15 protein-coding genes are annotated in these 19899 nt (G+C 67.4%); 8 read left to right on the forward strand and 7 right to left on the reverse strand.

Annotation, left to right across the window (positions count from 1 at the left end):
• Positions 1-114: 114 nt before the first annotated feature.
• The 3 genes from hutU to hutI form a co-directional block, all read right to left on the reverse strand.
• Positions 115-1800: a urocanate hydratase gene (gene hutU, locus JNL31_RS12070; RefSeq protein ID WP_294973551.1), complete on the reverse strand. Its 1686-nt coding sequence runs from the start codon at positions 1798-1800 to the stop codon at positions 115-117.
• Between the two features lie 80 nt (positions 1801-1880).
• Positions 1881-3413 (reverse strand): histidine ammonia-lyase, encoded by a 1533-nt coding sequence (gene hutH / locus JNL31_RS12075; RefSeq protein ID WP_294973552.1) that lies wholly within the window; start codon positions 3411-3413, stop codon positions 1881-1883.
• Entirely contained in the window at positions 3403-4596 is a 1194-nt protein-coding gene (hutI, locus tag JNL31_RS12080; RefSeq protein WP_294973553.1) for an imidazolonepropionase, read from the reverse strand. The genes hutH and hutI overlap by 11 nt, the downstream gene beginning before the upstream one ends.
• 66 nt (positions 4597-4662) lie before the next feature.
• Between hutI and JNL31_RS12085 the strand changes: the two genes are divergently transcribed.
• Positions 4663-6012, forward strand: a complete 1350-nt coding sequence (locus tag JNL31_RS12085; RefSeq protein ID WP_294973554.1) for a formimidoylglutamate deiminase — start codon at positions 4663-4665, stop codon at positions 6010-6012.
• Complete coding sequence (locus tag JNL31_RS12090) at positions 6009-6695, forward strand: GntR family transcriptional regulator (protein ID WP_294973555.1); 687 nt, start codon at positions 6009-6011, stop codon at positions 6693-6695. The genes JNL31_RS12085 and JNL31_RS12090 overlap by 4 nt, the downstream gene beginning before the upstream one ends.
• Before the next feature lie 8 nt (positions 6696-6703).
• On the opposite strand, the gene JNL31_RS12095 is transcribed toward JNL31_RS12090, so the two are convergent.
• Positions 6704-7549: a LysR family transcriptional regulator gene (locus tag JNL31_RS12095; protein WP_294973557.1), complete on the reverse strand. Its 846-nt coding sequence runs from the start codon at positions 7547-7549 to the stop codon at positions 6704-6706.
• 179 nt (positions 7550-7728) lie between these two features.
• Here JNL31_RS12095 and JNL31_RS12100 point away from each other — a divergent pair, with 179 nt between their 5' ends.
• From JNL31_RS12100 to JNL31_RS12125, 6 genes are all read left to right on the forward strand, one after another.
• Positions 7729-10155: an FAD-dependent oxidoreductase gene (locus tag JNL31_RS12100; protein WP_294973559.1), complete on the forward strand. Its 2427-nt coding sequence runs from the start codon at positions 7729-7731 to the stop codon at positions 10153-10155.
• A gap of 68 nt (positions 10156-10223) precedes the next feature.
• A complete protein-coding gene (locus tag JNL31_RS12105) occupies positions 10224-12665 on the forward strand; it encodes an FAD-dependent oxidoreductase (RefSeq protein WP_294973560.1) in 2442 nt (813 codons plus the stop codon).
• On the forward strand, positions 12662-13492 hold the full coding sequence (locus tag JNL31_RS12110; protein WP_294973562.1) for an isocitrate lyase/phosphoenolpyruvate mutase family protein: 831 nt from the start codon (positions 12662-12664) through the stop codon (positions 13490-13492). The genes JNL31_RS12105 and JNL31_RS12110 overlap by 4 nt, the downstream gene beginning before the upstream one ends.
• Before the next feature lie 5 nt (positions 13493-13497).
• Positions 13498-15051, forward strand: a complete 1554-nt coding sequence (locus tag JNL31_RS12115; protein WP_294973608.1) for a trimethylamine methyltransferase family protein — start codon at positions 13498-13500, stop codon at positions 15049-15051.
• A 41-nt stretch (positions 15052-15092) separates the two neighbouring features.
• Positions 15093-15992, forward strand: a complete 900-nt coding sequence (locus JNL31_RS12120) for an NAD(P)-dependent oxidoreductase (protein ID WP_294973563.1) — start codon at positions 15093-15095, stop codon at positions 15990-15992.
• Positions 15993-16105: 113 nt separating this feature from the next.
• Complete coding sequence (locus JNL31_RS12125; protein WP_294973565.1) at positions 16106-17212, forward strand: cystathionine gamma-lyase; 1107 nt, start codon at positions 16106-16108, stop codon at positions 17210-17212.
• A 61-nt stretch (positions 17213-17273) separates the two neighbouring features.
• Here the strand turns inward: JNL31_RS12125 and JNL31_RS12130 are convergent, their stop codons facing one another.
• The 3 genes from JNL31_RS12130 to purF form a co-directional block, all read right to left on the reverse strand.
• Complete coding sequence (locus JNL31_RS12130; protein WP_294973567.1) at positions 17274-17930, reverse strand: SDR family oxidoreductase; 657 nt, start codon at positions 17928-17930, stop codon at positions 17274-17276.
• Positions 17931-18008: 78 nt separating this feature from the next.
• Complete coding sequence (locus JNL31_RS12135) at positions 18009-18377, reverse strand: hypothetical protein (protein ID WP_294973569.1); 369 nt, start codon at positions 18375-18377, stop codon at positions 18009-18011.
• On the reverse strand, positions 18374-19849 hold the full coding sequence (purF, locus tag JNL31_RS12140) for an amidophosphoribosyltransferase (protein ID WP_294973570.1): 1476 nt from the start codon (positions 19847-19849) through the stop codon (positions 18374-18376). Before purF ends, JNL31_RS12135 begins: the two co-directional genes overlap by 4 nt.
• Positions 19850-19899: the final 50 nt, after the last annotated feature.

Genomic DNA, 19899 nt, shown 5'->3' on the forward strand with positions numbered 1-19899 from the left:
GGCTAACACAACCTGAAAGCCCGCAAGCAAGCCATTGATCCGTAAAGGATCCCGCGCTCTGCCCAGCGTGGACAGGGAGGGTGGGCATTTCTGCCCACGCCCCGGCAAGCCCCCTCAGTTCCCCAATATCCCCGGCAGCCGCAGCCCGTGGTCCTTGGCACACTGGATCGCGATCTCATAGCCCGCATCCGCGTGCCGCCAGACGCCCGAGGCCGGGTCGTTCCACAACACCCTTTCCAGCCGCTTCGCCGCCTCCGGCGTCCCGTCGGCCAGGATCACCACCCCCGCGTGCTGGCTGAACCCCATGCCCACGCCGCCCCCGTGATGCAGCGACACCCAGGTCGCCCCCGAAGCGGTGTTCACCAGCGCGTTCAGCAGCGGCCAGTCGCTGACCGCGTCCGAGCCGTCCCGCATCGCCTCGGTCTCCCGGTTGGGCGAGGCGACCGACCCGGAATCCAGATGGTCCCGTCCGATCACGATGGGGGCCTTCAACTCGCCGGAGGCCACCATCTCGTTGAACATCAGCCCGGCCCGGTGCCGGTCGCCAAGCCCGATCCAGCAGATGCGGGCCGGAAGCCCCTGGAAGGCGATCCGTTCCTGCGCCATGTCGAGCCAGCGGTGCAGGTGGGCATTGTCCGGGAAGAGCTTCTTCATCGCCGCGTCGGTCTTGCGGATATCCTCCGGGTCGCCCGAGAGGGCACACCAGCGGAACGGGCCGATCCCCTTGCAGAACAGCGGGCGGATATAGGCGGGCACGAAGCCCGGGAAAGCGAAGGCGTTCTCGAACCCCTCGTCCTTCGCCACCTGCCGGATGTTGTTGCCGTAGTCGAGCGTCGGCACGCCCGCGTTCCAGAAACCCACCATGGCCTCGACATGGTCGCGCATGGAATGCCGCGCTGCCGTTTCCACCGCCTTCGGATCGGTTTCCTGCTTCGCGCGCCACTCCGCGACGGTCCAGCCCGACGGGCAATAGCCATGCAGCGGGTCATGCGCCGAGGTCTGGTCGGTCACGATGTCGGGGCGCGGGCCGCCTGCCTGCATCCGCTTCAGCAGTTCGGGGAACACCTCCGCCGCATTGCCCAGAAGACCGACCGACTTGGCCTCGCCCTTCGCCGTCCAGTCGGCGATCATCGCCAGCGCTTCGTCCAGCGTCTTGGCCTTGGCATCGACATAGCGGGTGCGCAGGCGGAAATCGATCCGGGTCTCGTCAACCTCCACCGCCAGACAGCAGGCGCCCGCCATGACAGCGGCCAAGGGCTGCGCCCCGCCCATGCCGCCAAGGCCGCCGGTCAGGATCCACTTGCCCTTCAGGTCGCCATTGTAGTGCTGGCGACCGGCTTCCGCGAAGGTCTCGTAGGTGCCCTGCACGATGCCTTGCGTGCCGATGTAGATCCAGGACCCGGCGGTCATCTGGCCGTACATCATCAGGCCCTTCCTGTCCAACTCGTTGAAATGCGCCCAGGTCGCCCAATGGGGAACAAGGTTCGAGTTCGCGATCAGCACCCGCGGCGCATCAGCATGGGTCCGCACGATGGCGATGGGCTTGCCGGATTGCACGACCAGCGTCTCGTCGGCTTCCAGGTCCTTCAGCCCCGCGACGATCCGGTCGAAATCCTCCCAGGTCCGCGCCGCCCGGCCGATGCCGCCGTAGACCACCAGCTCATGCGGGTTTTCGGCCACGTCGGGATGCAGGTTGTTCATCAGCATCCGCATCGCGGCCTCTCCGGCCCAGGTCTTGGCGGTCTTCTCCGGGCCGGTCGGGGGATAGATGTCGCGCAGGTTGTGGCGGGGGTTGGTCATGTCGGGCTCCTTCGGCTTTCGGAGACCCCGGGGGCGCTTCGCCGCCCGGACCCCCGGAGGATATTTGGGCAAAGATGAAATCAGGCGAGATGAGGCATCGGGATGCCGGTGGCTTTGGAGAGCGCGCCTTCCGCCACCAGTGCGGCGGCGCGGGCGAGGTCGGGGGCAAGGTAGCGGTCGTCCTCCAGCGCGCGGACCTGCGTGCGGAGCGCACGGACGGCGGCTTGCAGCGGGGTGGAGGTCTTCAAGGGCGCGCGGAATTCCACGCCTTGCGCGGCGCACATCGCCTCGACCCCCAGGATGACGTTCAGGTTCTTCACCATCCGGCGCAGGCGGCGCGCACCATGGGCGGCCATGCTCACATGGTCCTCCTGGTTGGCAGAGGTCGGCGTGGAATCGATCACCGTCGGATGCGCCAGGTGCTTGTTTTCGCTCATCAAGGCCGCCGTGGTGACTTCGGCGATCATCAGGCCGGAGTTGAGGCCGGGCTTCGGCGTCAGGAATGCGGGAAGATCGAAAGAAAGCGTCGGGTCGACCATCAGCGCCACCCGCCTTTGCGCGATCGCCCCGATCTCGGCCAGAGCCATCGCGATCATGTCGGCGGCGAAACCCACCGGCTCGGCGTGGAAGTTGCCGCCCGAGACGATCTGCCCGCCCGACAGGACCAGCGGATTGTCGGTGGCGGCATTGGCCTCGGTCTGCAGGGTGCGCGCGGCCATGCGGAGCACGTCCATCGCCGCCCCCGTCACCTGCGGCTGGCAGCGGATGCAATAGGGATCCTGCACCCTTGTATCGCCGTCGCGGTGGCTCTCGCGGATTTCGCTTCCCGCCAGCAGCGCCCGCATCGTCGCCGCCGCGTCGATCTGGCCCGGCTGGCCGCGAAGCGCGTGGATTTCGGCTTCCAAGGGCGCGGTTGAGCCCATGATCGCATCGGTCGACAGCGCCGAGATGACCAGCGCCTCGCGCGCGGCCTGCCAGCCCTGGAACAGGCCTGCCAGTGCATAGGCGGTGGAGAACTGCGTGCCGTTGATCAGCGCCAGCCCTTCCTTGGCACCAAGCTGGATCGGCGAAATCCCTTTCGAAGCAAGTGCTTCCACGCCGGTTCTCACCTTGCCGTCCACCAGCGCCTCGCCATGGCCGATCATCACGGCGGTCATGTGGGCCAAGGGTGCCAGGTCGCCAGATGCCCCGACCGACCCCTGATCCGGGATCAGCGGTGTCACGCGGTGTTCAAGCATCACCTCGATGCAGGCCACCACTTCCGGCCGCACGCCCGAGGCCCCGCGGCCCAGCGACAGCAGCTTCAGCACCATCATCAACCGAGCCACGTCTTCCGGCATCGGCTCGCCCACGCCGCAGCAGTGGCTGAGGATCAGGTTTTTCTGAAGCGTTGCCGTATCTTCCGGGGCGATCTTGATGCTCGCCAGCTTCCCGAACCCGGTGTTGACGCCATAGACCGCAACGGTCCCGTTCGCCGCCGCCGCGATATGGCTCGCCGCGCGTTCAATGCCGGGACGCGCGCTGTCGTGCAACCGGGCGGGCAGGCCCTCGCGGAAGATGCGCTCAAGCTGCGCCAGCGTGACCTGGCCGGGGACAAGGATTTCAGGCGTCAAGACGGCCTCCGAAAATGCGTTTGTGAAGGGTGGTGGCCCCGATGCGGTAGGCAAGCTCGGCCGGGTGGTCGGCGTCCCAGATGCAAAGGTCGGACCGGAGCCCCGGAGCGATGCGGCCCCGGTCGGCAAGGCCAAGCGCGCGGGCGGCATGGGCGGTGGTGCCGAGAAGCGCCTCCTCCGGCGTCATGCGGAACAGGGTGCAGGCCATGTTCATGGCCAGCGTCAGCGAGGCCAGGGGCGAGGAACCGGGGTTGAGGTCGGTCGCCACCGCCATCGGCACGCCTGCGGCGCGCAGGGCGGCAATCGGCGGCATCTGCGTTTCGCGCAGAGTGTAGAAGGCGCCGGGCAGGATGACGGCGACCGTGCCCGCGGCCTGCATCGCGGCGATGCCCTCCGCGGACAGATATTCCAGATGATCCGCCGACAACGCCCCGTGTCGGGCGGCAAAGGCGGCGCCCTGCTGGTCGGTCAGCTGCTCGGCATGCAGCTTGACCGGCAGACCCAGCGCGCGGGCCTCGGCGAAGAGGGGCGTCAGCTCCTCGACCGAGAAGGCGATGTTTTCGCAGAAGGCATCGACGGCGTCGACCAGCCCCTCGGCCTGCGCCGCCCGCAGCGAGGGGATTGCGACATGCGCAATGTAACCCGTTGCGTTGCCTTTGTATTCCGGCGGAATGGCATGGGCGGCAAGATGCGTGGTCCTGACCGTCACCGGGCGCGCTTGCCCGATCCGCCGCGCCACCCGCAGCATCTTCAGCTCGTCCTCGATCGTCAGCCCGTAGCCCGATTTCACCTCGATGGTGGTCGCGCCCGAGGCGATCAGCTGGTCCACACGGGGCAGGGCCTTGGCCAGAAGCGCCTCCTCGCCCGCCGCCCGTGTCGCGGTGACGGTGGACAGGATCCCGCCCCCCGCCCGCGCGACCTCCTCATAGCTCGCGCCCTTCAGCCGCAGTTCGAACTCCACCGCCCGATGGCCGCCGAAGACCGCATGGGTGTGGCAGTCGATCAGGCCGGGGGTGAGAAGGCGGCCCCCGGCATCCTGCGCGGGAAGTGACCGGAAGGCCGATGGCAGGTCGTGCATCGGCCCGGACCAGGCGATCCTATCCCCCTCCAGCGCCACGGCGGCATCGCGGACCAGGCCGTAGCCATTTGTCATCGTTGCAAGGGTTGCGTGGGTCAGGAGCATTGGCTTGCCTTATGGCTGGTGTATTGGCTAATATGTCTAGACATAATGCAAGTCAAGTGAGTCGCCATGATCCTGCACGCCGAAACTGCGCTTCTGCCCGACGGCTGGGCGAAGGATGTCCGCATCGTGGTCGAGGACGGCCGCATCGCCTCGGTCAGTCCCAGCCACGCGCCAGAGGGGCTGGCCTTCGGCTGCCTGCTGCCAGCGCCGGTCAACCTGCATTCCCATACCTTCCAGCGCGCCATGGCGGGGATGACCGAGGCGCGCACGGCGGGGCAGGACAGTTTCTGGACCTGGCGGGCGCTGATGTACCGATTCCTCGAACGGCTCTCGCCCGAGGATGTGCAGGCGATCGCCGCGCAGGCCATGGTCGAGATGGCGGAATCGGGTTTCGCCTCGGTCTGTGAGTTCCACTACCTGCACCACCCGGTCGGCGGCGGCACCTATGCCGATCCCGCCGAGATGACGGCGCGGATCGCGGCGGCGGCGGGGGAGACCGGGTTGGGCCTGACCCATCTGCCGGTGATCTACGAACAGGGCGGCGTGGATGGCCGTCCGCTTCAGGGCGGGCAGTTGCGCTTTGGCTCCTCGCCCGACACCTATGCCGCGATCCTTGAAGGGGCGCGGGTGGCGCTGTCGCACCTACCCGATTCCAGACTTGGCGTCGCGCCACATTCCCTGCGCGCCGTCAGCCGCGAGACGCTGGCCCGCGCCGCCGGGATGGTTCCCGAAGGCCCGGTCCACATCCACATCGCCGAACAGGTCGCCGAAGTGACCGAAGTGCAGGCCGCCTGGGGCATGCGGCCCGTGGACTGGGCTTTGGCGAATCTTCCCCTCGACCAACGCTGGTGCATGATCCACGCCACGCAGATGACCCCATCCGAAACGACCGCGCTGGCCAGGACCGGGGCCGTCGCGGGTCTCTGCGCGATCACCGAGGCGAACCTTGGCGACGGCATCTTCGACAGCCCCGGCTGGCTGGCTGCGGGGGGTGCCTTCGGGGTGGGGACGGACAGCAATGTCCGCATCTCGGCTCCCGAGGAACTGCGGCTCCTGGAATATTCCCAGCGTCTGGACCACAAGGCCCGGGCGGTCATGGCCGACGCGCGCTCGACCGGGCGGTTCCTGTGGGAGGGCGCCCTGAAGGGCGGAGCGCAGGCGGCGGGCCGGGCCTCGGGCCGGATCGAGGCCGGGCAATGGGCCGATCTTCTGGCGCTCGACACCGGCGACCTGCGGCTGGAAGGCTTCGAGGGCGATGCACTCCTCGATTCCTTCCTGTTCGCCGGGCGCGACGGCCTTGTGACCGACCTCTGGTCCGCCGGTCGCCACATCGTCCGCGAGGGCCGCCACATCGCCCGCGAGGCCACGGCAACGCGGTTCCGCAGCACGATGCGCCGCCTGCGCGAGGCGCTGTGACCCTCGGCTGGGAAGACATCCGCGCCGAGGTCCTGCGCCGCATCCGCGCGCGCGACTGGCCCCCCGGCGCGCTGATCCCGGGCGAGGAGGCCCTTTCGGCAGAGTTCGGCGTCGCCCGCGCCACGGTGAACCGCGCCCTGCGCGAGCTTGCCGAGGCGGGGGTGATCGAGCGGAAGAAGCGCGCCGGAACCCGGGTGGCCGAATTGCCGGTGCGCCGGGCGAGGCTGGAGATCCCGGTGATCCGGCTGGATGTGCTGAGCCGGGGCCTGACTTATGACTTCGACCTGCTGGCTGATCGGCTGACCGCAGCGCCGGTGCCGGTGACCGCGCGGCTGGGTCTGCCGGAAGCCACGCGGATGCGCTATCTGGAAACGCTGCATCTGGCGGGCGGGCGACCTTACGTGCTGGAGAGCCGCTGGCTGAACCCCGCCGCGCTGTCGGGTCCGCCGCCCGATTTTGCCACGGTGAGCGCGAACGAATGGCTGGTGACGCATATCAGCCTCGTCTCCGGTGACATCGCCTTCACCGCCGAACCGGCCAGCGCCCGCGAGGCGGATGTGCTGGGCGCGGCCCCCGGAACAGCACTTCTGGTGGCCGAACGCACGACCCACGGCACCGCCGGTCCGGTGACGCTGGTGCGCCTTGCCCATGCACCGGGGCATCGGGTGCAGATGGTGTTCTGACCGCGGCCCTACCCGAAGTTCCGCGCGACAAGCTGGGTCAGCTTGCGATGCAGGGGCAGGGTCCGGTGCCGGATGTGGATCGCGGCGAAGACCGGCTGGCGCAGGTCGGGGGCGTCTTCCACCATCAGGAACCGGCCCCCGGCCACAAGATCGGCGGCGGTCTTCTCCAGCACATAGCCCGAGCCCCCCATCGCGGTCAGCAGCGACACCACCGATCCCGACTGTCCGACCGACACCGCCGCCGTCGCAAGGTCGGGCGTCAACTGGCGGTGCATCTCCTCGAAGGCGGGGGAGAAATGCGCGAAGACGAAGCGGGCGGGCGTGATTTCGGCCAGCCGCGGGGTCTCGGTCGAGATCATCCGGTAGGTCACGTCGCCCACGCTTTCGAAATGCAGGTCGGGGTGGGGTTTCGGGGAAAACATCACCGCGAAGTCGAGAATGCCGGTGAGGAGATCGGCGCACATCTGGTTGGAATAGTCCGGCTCGATGTAGAAGGCGGTCTCCGGCAGCACCGCCCGGAAGCGTGCCACCCAGTCACCCAGATAGACCGCCGCCAGGTCGTTCTGGATGCCCAGCCGCATCAGTTGCGAAGCCCCCTGCGGGATCTGGATGCGCCGCTTGGCCTCGTTCCACTCATGCCGGAGCGCACGGGCATGCGGCTCGAAGCGCTTGCCTTCGGGGGTGAGGTCGGTCCCGGCACGGCTGCGGTCGAAAAGCCGTGACCCCACCGCCTGCTCCAGCGCCGTCACCCGGGCCGAGACGGTGGATTGGGTGATCCTGAGCCGCTCCGCCGTGCGGTGGAAGCTGCGGGTTTCGGCAAGGTCGAGGAAGGTGTCGAGGAGGTCGATCTGCATGGTTGGGCCGTGGCGCTTTCTGGCAAGCCCCGGGGGCGCTTCGCCCCCCGGACCCCCAGAGGATATTTTCAGACAGATGAAAGCCGTGATCGGGTTTTCCGATCAATACCCCGGCCCGGCCCGAATTGAAAGCGGGCGCGTGGCGGCAGATAGTGGCGCCAGGGTTCGGGAGGGCGGTCATGGCGGAATTTGCGCAAGCGCGGGTGGTGATCATCGGGGGCGGGGCCGTTGGCACCTCGGCGCTCTACCATCTGGCCAAGGCGGGCTGGACCGATTGCCTGCTCTTGGAAAAGAACGAACTGACCGCCGGGTCGACCTGGCATGCGGCGGGGAACGTGCCGACCTTCTCCTCCTCCTGGTCGATCATGAACGTGCAGCGCTATTCGGCGAACCTCTACCGGGGCCTCGGGCAGGCGGTGGATTACCCGATGAACTACCACGTCACCGGCTCGGTGCGGCTGGGCCATTCCAAGGAACGCCTTCAGGAATTCAAGCGCGTCAGGGGCATGGGGCGCTATCAGGGCATGGATCTGGACATCCTCACACCCGAGGAAATCCGCTCGAAATATCCCTTCGTCGAGACCCATGACCTGACCGGAGCCCTCTACGACCCCTATGACGGCGACATCGACCCGGCGCAGCTGACCCAGGCTCTGGCCGCTGGGGCGCGGAAACTCGGCGCGCGGATCGAACGCTTCTGCCCGGTGACGGCGGCGAAATGGACGGGCAGCGAATGGGTGCTGACGACGCCGAAGGGCGAGGTCCGCGCCGAATATGTGGTGAACGCGGGAGGCTATTACGCGGCGCAGGTGGGCGCGCTGTTCGGCCGCGGGGTGCCGATGATGGTGATGAGCCACCAGTACATGCTGTTCGACACCATCCCCGAGCTGGAGGCCTGGTCGAAGGAAGTGGGCCACAAGCTTCCTCTCCTCCGCGACGTGGATTCGTCCTACTACCTCCGGCAGGAGAAGATGGGCTTCAACCTCGGCCCCTACGAGAACCCCTGCCGCGCGCATTGGGCGACGCCGGACGACCCGATGCCCGAGGATTTCAGCTTCCAGCTGTTCCCCGACGATCTGGAGCGGCTGGAATGGCACATCAACGACGCGATGGCGCGGGTGCCGCTCTTGCAACAGGCCGCGCTGACCAAGGTGATCAACGGCCCGATCCCCTATACCCCCGACGGCAATCCCCTGATCGGCCCGATGCCCGGCGTTCCGAACGCCTTCGAGGCCTGCGTCTTCACCTTCGGCATCTGCCAGGCCGGTGGCGCGGGCAAGGTGCTGGCGGAATGGGTGACGGAGGGTGGCACCGAATGGGACATGTGGTCCTGCGATCCCCGCCGCTTCACCGGCTGGGAGGATCACGACTACCTCGTCGACAAGGGCAAGGAAGTCTACGGCCACGAATATGGCATGCATTTCCCGATGGCCCGCTGGCCTGCCGCCCCCGACCGCAAGCTCTCCCCCATCCACGACAAGCTGAAAGCCCTCGGCGCCCAGTTCGCGCCCTACAACGGTTGGGAGCGGGCGGAATGGTATGCCGCGCCGGGTGACGACACCAGCTGGGAGGCGACGCAGACTTGGGACCGAACCGGCCCGTGGGAGAAGCGTATTCGCGCCGAAGCCGAGGCGGTGCGGGACGGGGTGGGGGTTCTCGACCTCCCCGGTTTCACCCGCCTGCGCCTTGTCGGTCCCGGCGCGCGGGCGCACCTCGCCTCGCTCACCGCCTCGAAATTGCCGCAGCCGGGGCGCACGGGCCTCCTCTATTTCGCCGACGACCGTGGCCGGATCGTCACCGAAATGACCTGCCTGCCGTTCAGCGACGAGGACGTGGGCGTGATCACCGCCGCGGTGGCACAGTCCCATGACGCAGACATCCTGCGAAAAGGGCTGCCGGAGGGCGTGGTGCTGGAGGACTGGACCGACAAGATCCACTGCTTCATCGTCACCGGCCCCAAAGCGCGCGACCTGCTGGCGCTGATCACCGAGGGCGACCTGACGCTGCCCTGGCTCTCCGTCCAGTATTTCGCCAAGGTTGCGGGCAAGGATGTGGCCCTGCTGCGGGTGTCCTTCGCCGGGGAACTGGGTTGGGAAATCCACTGCGACCGCGAGGATGCCTCCCATATCTACGACGCGCTCCTCGCGGGCGGCGCGAAACCCTTCGGTATGAAGGCGCTGAACTCCTTGCGGATCGAGAAGGGCTACCGTGCCTGGAAGGGCGACCTCTCGACCGATTACTCCCTGCTGGAAGGCGGGCTTGAGCGCTTCATCGACTGGACGCATGACTTCCCCGGCAAGGCGGCGCTGGCGACCGAAAAGCAGCGCGGGGTGAAGAAGCGCTTCGTCTCGCTGAAGGTCGAGGCAGGCGAGGCCGACGCACCCTACATGTCGACGCTCTGGCACGATGGCCAGGTTGCGGGTGAAACCACATCCGGCGCCTGGGGCTACCGGGTGGGCGGCTCGCTGGCGCTGGGCATGCTCAGGGCGGACCTCGCGGTGCCGGGAACGCAGGTGGAGGTGGAAATCTTCGGCGACCGCATGAAGGCAACCGTCCTGCCGGATGGCCCGGCCTGGGACGCGAAGAACGAGCGCATCCGCGCGTGACATCTGGCGGACCGGGGGCCAGCCCCCGGACCCCCGGGATATTTGAACCAGTATGAAAGACCGAAGTGATGGCTGAGATTCCGACGAAAGCGCGTGCAGTGGTGATCGGGGGCGGGGTTTCGGGCTGTTCGGTGGCCTATCACCTCGCGAAAGCGGGCTGGACCGATGTGGTCCTCCTGGAGCGTCGCAAGCTGACCTCCGGCACCACCTGGCACGCGGCGGGGCTGATCGGGCAGTTGCGGGGCAGTGCGAACATGACGCGGCTCGCCAAGTATTCGGCCGACCTCTACCGGGGGCTGGAGGCCGAGACGGGCGTCGCGACGGGCATGAAGCAGGTGGGCAGTATCTCGGTCGCGCTGACGAAGGAACGGCATGAGGAACTGCTGCGGCAAGCCACCGTGGCGCGGATTTTCAACGTCGAGGTGCACGAGATTTCACCGCAGGAGGCCAAGGCCAAATATCCGCACCTGAACATCGACGGCGTCGTCGGCGCGGTGGCGCTGCCGCTCGACGGCCAGTGCGACCCGGCCAACATCGCCATGGCGCTGGCAAAGGGCGCCCGGATGCGGGGCGCGAAGATCTTCGAGGGCGCTCTGGTGACGAAAGTCACGACCGCCGGGGGCCGCGTGACCGGAGTGGACTACGAGACCGCCGAGGGGCCGGGACATATCGCGGCCGATGTCATCGTAAACTGCGGCGGCATGTGGGGCAGGGACCTTGCGCTTCAGAACGGCGTCACACTGCCACTTCATGCCTGCGAGCATTTCTATCTGATCACCGAACCCGTCGCCGGGATCGATCTGAACCTGCCGGTGCTCCGCGTCCCCGACGAATGCGCCTACTACAAGCAGGACGCAGGGAAAATGATGCTCGGCGCCTTCGAGCCGAAGGCGAAGCCTTGGGGCATGGAGGGCATCCGCAAGGACTTTGAATTCGACACGCTGCCCGAGGACTGGGACCATTTCATGCCCATCCTCGAACATGCGATGAACCGGCTGCCGCTGTTCCAGACGGCGGGCATCCACACTTTCTTCAACGGGCCGGAAAGCTTCACCCCCGACGACCGCTACTACCTGGGCGAAGCGCCCGAGGTGAAGGGCTACTGGATCGCCGCTGGCTACAATTCCATCGGCATCGTGTCCTCGGGCGGGGCCGGGCAGGCGCTGGCGCACTGGATCACGGAAGGAGAGCCACCCTTCGATCTCTGGGAAGTCGACATTCGCCGCGCGCAACCGTTCCAGAAGAACCGCAAGTATCTGAAAGAGCGCGTGTCCGAGACTCTGGGCCTCCTCTATGCCGATCATTTCCCCTACCGGCAGGTCGTGACCGCAAGGGGTGTCCGCCGCTCGCCGATCCACGACCATCTTGCCGCGCGCGGGGCGGTCTTCGGCGAGGTTGCGGGCTGGGAACGCGCCAACTGGTTCGCCAATCCGGGGCAGGAGCGGGAGTATCGCTATTCGTGGAAGCGGCAGAACTGGTTCGACAACCAGCGTGCCGAGCATATGGCGGTGCGGGAAAGCGCGGGCCTCTTTGACATGACGAGCTTCGGCAAGATCAGGGTCGAGGGCCGCGACGCCTGCGCATACCTCAACCGCATCTCCTCGGCGCAGATGGACGTGGCGCCGGGGCGGATCGTCTACACCATGTTCCTGAATGAAAACGGCGGGATAGAGGCTGATCTTACGGTGACACGCCTCAGCGAGACCGCCTTCCTCGCCGTCGTCCCCGGCGCGACCCTGCAACGCAACCTCGCCTGGATGCGCCAGCATGTCGGTGACGATTTCGCCGTGATCACCGATGTGACCGCCGCCGAATCCGTCCTCTGCCTGATGGGTCCGCAGTCGCGCGAAGTGCTCGCCAAGGTTTCGCCAAACGACTTCAGCAACACCGTCCATCCCTTTGGCCAGGCAAAGGAAATCGAGATTGGCTACGGGATCGCCCGCGCCCATCGCGTCACTTACGTCGGCGAACTTGGATGGGAGCTTTACGTCAGCGCCGACCAGACCGCCCATGTCTTCGAGGCGATCATGGAGGCGGCCCCCGACCTGAAACTCTGCGGCCTCCACACTCTCGACTCCTGCCGGATCGAGAAGGCCTACCGCCATTGGGGCCATGACATCACCGACGAGGATCATGTGCTGGAAGCGGGCCTCGGCTTCACCGTCAGCCGCAAGAAGACCGCCTTCCTCGGGCGCGATGCCGTGCTGCGCAAGGAACAGGCGGGCCTCGACCGCAAGCTCCTCCAGTTCCGCCTGAAGGACCCGGACCCGCTGCTCTTCCACAACGAAGCCATTGTCCGCGATGGAAAAATCGTCGGCCCCGTCACCAGCGGCGCCTACGGCCACCACCTCGGCGGCGCGATCGGCCTGGGCTATGTCCCGGCGAAAGGCGAAACCGACGACGACACCCTCGGCGCGCGCTACGAAATCGAGGTCGCGGGGCAACGGCACGAGGCCATCGCCAGCCTTGCGCCCATGTACGACCCGAAATCCGAAAGGATCCGCGCATGACCCTGGCCGCGCGCCATCAGGCGTTCCACGACCTGCACCAGTCGGGCTGCTTCGTCATCCCGAACCCCTGGGACCGGGGTTCTGCGCGGATGATGGCCGCCCTCGGCGCGAAAGCCCTCGCGACAAGCTCCGCCGCCCATGCCTTCACCCTCGGCCGCCCCGACCTTGGCGGCGTGACCCGCGACGAGGCGCTGGCCCATGCGCAGGACCTGATCGCCGCCACGCCGCTGCCGGTTTCCGGCGATTTCGAGAACGGCTTCGGTGACAGCCCCGACGATGTGGCCGAAACCGTCCGCCTGTCGGGCGAGGCAGGCCTGTCGGGGATCAGCGTCGAGGATACGCAGATGATCCCCGGCAACGCGCCCTATGATTTCGCGCTTGCCGTCGAACGCATCAAGGCCGGGGCCGCCGCCGCCCGCGCCCTGGGTCGCCCCTTCATCTTCTGCGCCCGCGCCGATGGCGTCATGCATGGCACCTACGCGCTGGCAGAAGCCATCCGCCGCCTGCAGGCCTTCGAGGCCGCCGGGGCTGACCTTCTCTACATCCCGGTGCCCCCCGGCCCCAGCGAGCTGAAGCAAATCCTCGCCGCCGTTAGTAAACCCGTGAACGCCCTCGCCGCAGGCCCGCTGAAACAGCTCACCGTTGCCGAAATGGCGACAATCGGTGTCCGCCGCGTCTCCACCGGCAGCCAGATCGCCCGCCTTACCCACGCCGCGATCCGCGACGCCACGAAAGCCATGCTCGACCACGGCTCCTTCGCCCCGCTCGCGGGCACCGCCAACGGCGACGAGATCGACGCCCTCCTCCTCAAGGGATCAGCCCAATGACCGACATGCCCGACATCGGCGAAACCTGCGAACCCGCCCGCGCCCGCCGCTCCGGTGGCCGCCAGGCCCGCGTCGCCCTCCGCGCCGCCCCTCTGGCCGACGACGTGAAACCCGTCCGCGCAGGGCTCCCCGGCGGCCAGTACAAGCCCCTGACCGAGGCAGGCGTGCAGCAGATTCACGCCGCTGCCCTCGACGCGCTGGAACAGATCGGCCTCTCCCAGGCCCCGCCCTCGGGCGTCAAGCTCCTGACCGATGCGGGCGCGATCCAAGGAGCGGACGGCCGCATCCGCTTTCCCCGCGCGCTGGTCGAGGACATGCTGACCGTGGCCGCCCGCAACATCACGCTCCACGCCCGCGACCCGAAGCAGGACCTGCACCTGACCGGCACCAACGTCCATTACGGCACCGCGGGCGCGGCGGTCCATATCGTCGACCCCGTCACCCTCGACTACCGCGAGTCGACCGCGCAGGACCTCTATGACGCGGCCCGCCTCGTCGACAACCTCGACAACATCCACTTCTACCAGCGCACGATGGTCTGCCGGGACGTCACCGACAACAAGGAGATGGACCTCAACACGCTGTACGGCAGCCTTGCGGGCACCACCAAGCACGTCGGCACCAGCTTCTCCGACCCCTCCCATGTCGCCGATTGTTTCGAAATGCTGCACATAGTTGCGGGGGGCGAGGAGAAATGGCTGGAACGCCCCTTCGTCTCCAACTCCAACTGTTTCGTCGTCCCGCCGATGAAATTCGCGGAGGAAAGCTGCATCACCATGGAGGATTGCATCCGGCGCGGCATGCCGATGCTCCTCCTCTCTGCCGGTCAGGCCGGGGCCACCGCGCCCGCGCCGATCGCGCTGACCATCGTGCAGGCCGTCGCCGAATGCCTGGCGGGCGTGGTCTATGTCAACGCGATCAAGCCCGGGGCGCCCGCGATCTTCGGAACCTGGCCCTTCGTCTCCGACCTGCGTACCGGCGCCATGTCCGGGGGCAGTGCCGAACAGGCGCTCCTCACCGCAGGCTGCGCCCAGATGCACCGTTTCTACGACCTGCCCGGCGGCGCGGCCTCGGGGATCAGCGATTCGAAGCTTCCCGACATGCAGGCCGGATGGGAGCAGGGCATCACCAACGCGCTTGCCGGTCTCGCGGGCCTCAACATGTGCTACGAGGCGGTGGGGATGCACGCCTCGCTCCTCGGCTTCTGCCTCGAAAGCCTGGTCCTCGGCGACGACCTCCTCGGCCAGACCATGCGACTGGTGCGCGGCATCGACGTCACGCCCGACTCGACCAGCCTTGATGCGATGAAAGAAGTCTGCCTTGGCGGACCCGGCCATTACCTTGGGTCGGACCAGACGCTGAAGCTGATGCAGACCGAATACATCTACCCGAACGTGGGCAACCGCATGTCGCCGAAGGAATGGAACGAGGCCGGCAAGCCGATCCTGCTCGACACCGCCATCGCCCGGAAGAACGCGATCCTGGCCAAGGCGGGTTGCCGGGTCGAGCCGGAGATTGACGCGGCGATCCGCAAGCGGTTCAATATCTACTTCCGGTAGGACTTGAGCGTCGGGCGATAACGCACGGAAAAGAGGGAAGAATGCACTACGGCTATATCGGCCTTGGCAACCTTGGCGGCCATCTTGCGTCGAACCTGCTGCAAGCCGGGCACCGCGTCACGGTCTACGACCGCAATCCCGCGCTGGCCGAACGTCACGCCGCGCTGGGGGCGACGGTCGCGCCTTCGGTTTCCGATCTGGCCGGGCAGGTGGACCATGTCTTCACCTGCCTGCCAAATCCTGCCGTCTCCGAGGCCGTGCTGGCCGAGCTGATGACCGGCCTGAAACCCGGCGCAACCTGGATCGAGAACTCGACGCTCGGTCGCGACGACGTGCTGCGCCTCGCGGGTCTCGCCCGGATCGGGCAGGTGCGCCTCTTGGAAGCGCCGGTGACGGGCGGTGTCCATCTCGCCGCTCGGGGTGAAATCACCGTGCTTCTGGGCGGCGATCAGGATCTCGTCGACCTCCACCGTCCGGCGCTGACGGTCATCGGCAACCGCATCTTCCACATGGGGCCGCTCGGGTCGGCGGCGGTGATCAAGGTCATCACCAACATGCTGGCCTTCATCCATCTGAAAGCGACGTCCGAAGCGCTGATGCTGGCCAAACGCGGGGGCCTCGACCTCGGGCAGGCCTGGCATGCAATCCAGGCGTCGTCGGGCAACAGTTTCGTCCATGAAACCGAAGGCGCGCTGATTCTGAACGGGTCCTACGACATTGCCTTCAACATCGACCTTGCGCTGAAGGACCTGGGCTTCGCACTCGGCTTCGGCAAGGAATTCGGCGTGCCGCTGGACCTGGCCTCTATCACCAACCAGACCTACATCGCTGCGAAGGCCGCCTTCGGAGGAGAGGCGCAATCGCCGATGATCGCCAAGCTTCTGGAGGATCTTCTCGGCACCGACCTGCGGGCCGAAGGCTTCCCTGCGCGGCTGGAGTGACGGCTTGAGGGCGCAGGCGACGCGGGTTAAGGTTCGGTAAACGCCCGCGGCCAAGCCATTGATTTCGCTGCGATCCCCAATCCTGTCCACTGTGGACACCGAAGGAGCCCGCCATGACCGCCGAGACCGACGCCCGCGTCGCCCGCCTTCTCCACCACCGCAAGGCGGGCCTTGCCCTGGGCGAGCCGATCACTCCGGCGATCTCGGTCGCGACCACCTTCCACCTGCCCGAGGCGCAGGGGGCGGCCTACTATTACGGCCGCTCCGGCCAGCCGACCTGGGACGCGGTCGAGGCCCAGCTTTCGATCCTTGAGGCCGCCGAGACCGTCTCCTTCCCCTCCGGCATGGCCGCCATCACCGCGGCCCTCGTCTGCTGCCTGAGGGCGGGGGCAAAGGTGATGCTCCCCTCCGACGGCTACTACGTGACCCGCCTGATCGGCCGCGACCTGTTGCAGGTCTACGGGGTCGAGGTCGTGCAGGTGCCCACCGCCCAGATGGCGGCGGAGGACTTCACCGGCTTCGATGCGATCTACATCGAGACGCCCTCGAACCCCGGTCTCGATACCCTCGACATTGCCGCGTTGGCCCGGAAGGCCAGGGCTGCCGGGGCGCTGCTCATTGCCGACAACACGACGATGACCCCGCTCCTCCAGCGCCCGCTCGACCTTGGGGCCGACCTGGTGGTCGCCGCCGACACCAAGGCCCCGGCCGGCCATTCCGACGCGCTCTTCGGCCATGTCGCGGGGCGGGACGCGAACCTGATGGCCCGCATCCGCGAATGGCGGCGGCAGTCGGGATCGGTGCCCGGCCCGTTCGAGGCCTTCCTCGTCCACCGGGGCCTGGAGACGCTCGAGGTACGCCTGACCCGGATGTGCGCCTCCGCCGCCGCGATCGCCGAACGGCTGGCCGCCCACCGATCCGTGCGAGGCCTGCGCTATCCCGGCCTGCCCGGGGATGCCTCCCACAAGTCGATCGGCAGCCAGATGGCGAACGGCGGTTTCCTGATCGGCTTCGAGCTGGCGGGTGAGGCAGAGGCGGAAGCCTTCCTCTCCCGCTGCCCGCTCATCGAGCAGGCGACGAGCTTCGGCGGGGTCCACACCGCCGCCGAACGCCGCTCACGGTGGGGGGATGCGGTGGCGGACGGGTTCATCCGGCTCTCGGTCGGCGTGGAGCCGGTGGAGACCCTGTGGTCTGCCATCGACACGGCGCTGGCGGGTTAGAGCGGCCAAATCTTTTCGAAAAGATTTGCAAATTCCTTCGAAGGAATTTCGGACTCCCGGCTCACAGGGCGTCGAGAATCCGCGCCGCCTCACCCTGCACATCGGCGAGCTTCGTCCGGTCCTCGCCCGGAAAGAACCGTGCCCGGGTGGCGGTGGGCAGGGCTGCGGGCTCGGCGATCACCACCCTTGGCCCGTGCTTCGCAGTCTCGACCTGCCAACTGCGCGCCAGCGCCATCTGGGCGGCTTTCGTGGCACCATAGGAGCCGAAGAATGGCTGTCCCGTCCGCGGATCGTCGAGAAACAGCGCAGTGCCCTCATGCGCCCGCAGAAGCGGCTCGACCATCGGGATCAGCATTCCCGTCGCCCGGGCATTGGTGGCCAGCGACTTCTCCCAGTCCTTCTGATCGATATGCCCGGCGGGGGCCAGCGGGGCAGCGTGGATCGCCGCATGGACCCAGAGACCGAGCCCGCCCCAGCGGTCGTGGACCTGTCGGCAAAGGTGCCGCATCGCGTCGTCGTTGGTCACATCCATCGGCGCGAGCGTCAGGCCACCGGCGCCCGGCAGGCCCGCGCGTTTGACCCGGTCGTCGAGGTCTTCAAGCCCCCCCACGGTGCGGGCGACGGCCACCACCTGCCAGCCGCGCAGCGCCAGTTGTTCGGCCATGGCAGCCCCCAGCCCGCGCGAGGCTCCGGTGACGAGTGCGATCTTCTGGGTCATGGGTCGGTCCTTCTGGTGGCCGTTGGAGCCTCCGGCGGGGATATTTGGCCCAGTATGAAAGGGCAAGGGGAGGGTGGGTCAGGCCGTGCGACCATATCCCGCAGCGATCTCGGCCTGGCGGGCGCGGATGATCTGTTCGAGGAGTTGGTCGGGCAAGGGATGGCTGGGCGTGAAGAGGACGCCGGATTTCGAGGTCTTGAACGGGGTGCAGTCGATCTGCGGGATCACGCTACCGGAATGCGGGTAGAGGGCGAGGTGTTTCGCGAAGGCCGCATAGCCCGCGACCATCCTGCCCTTCGGCCCCGGCTGGCGAAAGCCGGGCATGGCGTAGGACATGACTTCGATGTGGTCGGGGAGGAGGGCCTTCAGGCGCAGACGGAAATCGGCCAGGGCCTGCCGCTTGTCCGGGGGCAGGGCGGTGATGTAGGCGTCGACCTCGCTGGTCACTCTGCCGCCTTCATCTGGAAGCCTTCCTCGATCTTGTCCGAAGGCGCGACCGGGTAATCACCCGAGAAGCAGGCGTCGCAGAATTTCGGGTTGGCGTTATCGCGGCCCGCGGCCTCGCCGGCGGCGCGGTAAAGGCCGTCAAGCGAGATGAACTTGAGGCTGTCGACCCCGATCCAGTCGCGCATCTCGTCCTCGGACATCGTCGCGGCGAGGAGCTTCGAGCGTTCCGGCGTGTCCACTCCGTAGAAGCAGGGCCAGGCGGTGGGGGGCGAGGCGATGCGGAAGTGGACCTCGGCGGCCCCGGCCTCCAGGATCATGTCCTTGATCTTGCGGCTGGTGGTGCCGCGCACGACCGAGTCATCCACCAGGATCACGCGCTTGCCCTTGATCAGCGCGCGGTTGACGTTCAGCTTCAACCGGACGCCCATGTTGCGGATGTGGTCGGTCGGTTCGATGAAGGTCCGGCCCATGTACTGGTTGCGGATGATCCCCATCGCATAGGGAATGCCCGATTCCTGGCTGTAGCCGATGGCCGCCGGGGTGCCGCTGTCCGGCACGGGGCAGACGAGGTCGGCGTCCACCGGCGCCTCGCGCGCGAGTTCGACGCCGATCTGGCGGCGGGTCTCATAGACCGAGCGGCCGCCGATGATGCTGTCGGGGCGGGAGAAGTAGACGTTCTCGAAGATGCAGAACCGCGATTTCGCCGGGGTGAAGGGGCGGGTCGACTCGACCCGGTTGCCCTCGATCACCACCATCTCGCCCGGTTCGATCTCGCGGATGAACTCGGCGCCGATGATATCCAGCCCGCAGGTTTCCGAGCTGAGCGCCCATCCGGAATCGCCGATCCGCCCCAGCACCAGCGGGCGGACACCAAGCGGGTCGCGGACGCCGATCAGCTTGGTCCGGGTCATCGCGACGACGCTGAAGGCACCCTCCACCCGGCGCAGCGCGTCCTTGATCCGCTCCGACAGGGTCTTCTGGATCGAGCGCGCCATCAGGTGGATGATGCATTCGCTGTCCGACGAGGACTGGAAGATCGAGCCGCGCTCGATCAGTTCGCGGCGCAGGGCGGAGGCATTGGTCAGGTTGCCATTGTGGGCAATCGCGCAGCCGCCCATCGAGAACTCGCCGAAGAAGGGCTGCACGTCGCGGATCGCGGTCGCCCCTTTCGATCCGGCGGTGGAATAGCGCACATGGCCGATGGCAAGCGACCCCGGCAGCGTGTCCATCACGTCGGCCTTGGTGAAATTGTCGCGGACATAGCCGAAGCGGCGGGCCGAGTTGAAGCCGTGGTCGGGATGGTAGCAGACGATGCCGCCGGCCTCTTGCCCCCGGTGTTGCAGGGCATGCAGGCCAAGGGCCACGAAGTTCGACGCATCGGCCACGCCAACCACGCCGAAAATCCCGCATTCCTCCTTCAGCTTGTCCCCGTCACTCAGGGCTTCGAAGGGGTGAGAGCGGAAGGGGGCCATGCGTCCGAATCCTGTCCATTGCCTTGGCCCGCTGTTTACGGCAGCGCTTC

Source organism: Tabrizicola sp. (genome assembly GCF_016792905.1).
Classification (GTDB): Bacteria; Pseudomonadota; Alphaproteobacteria; order Rhodobacterales; family Rhodobacteraceae; genus Tabrizicola.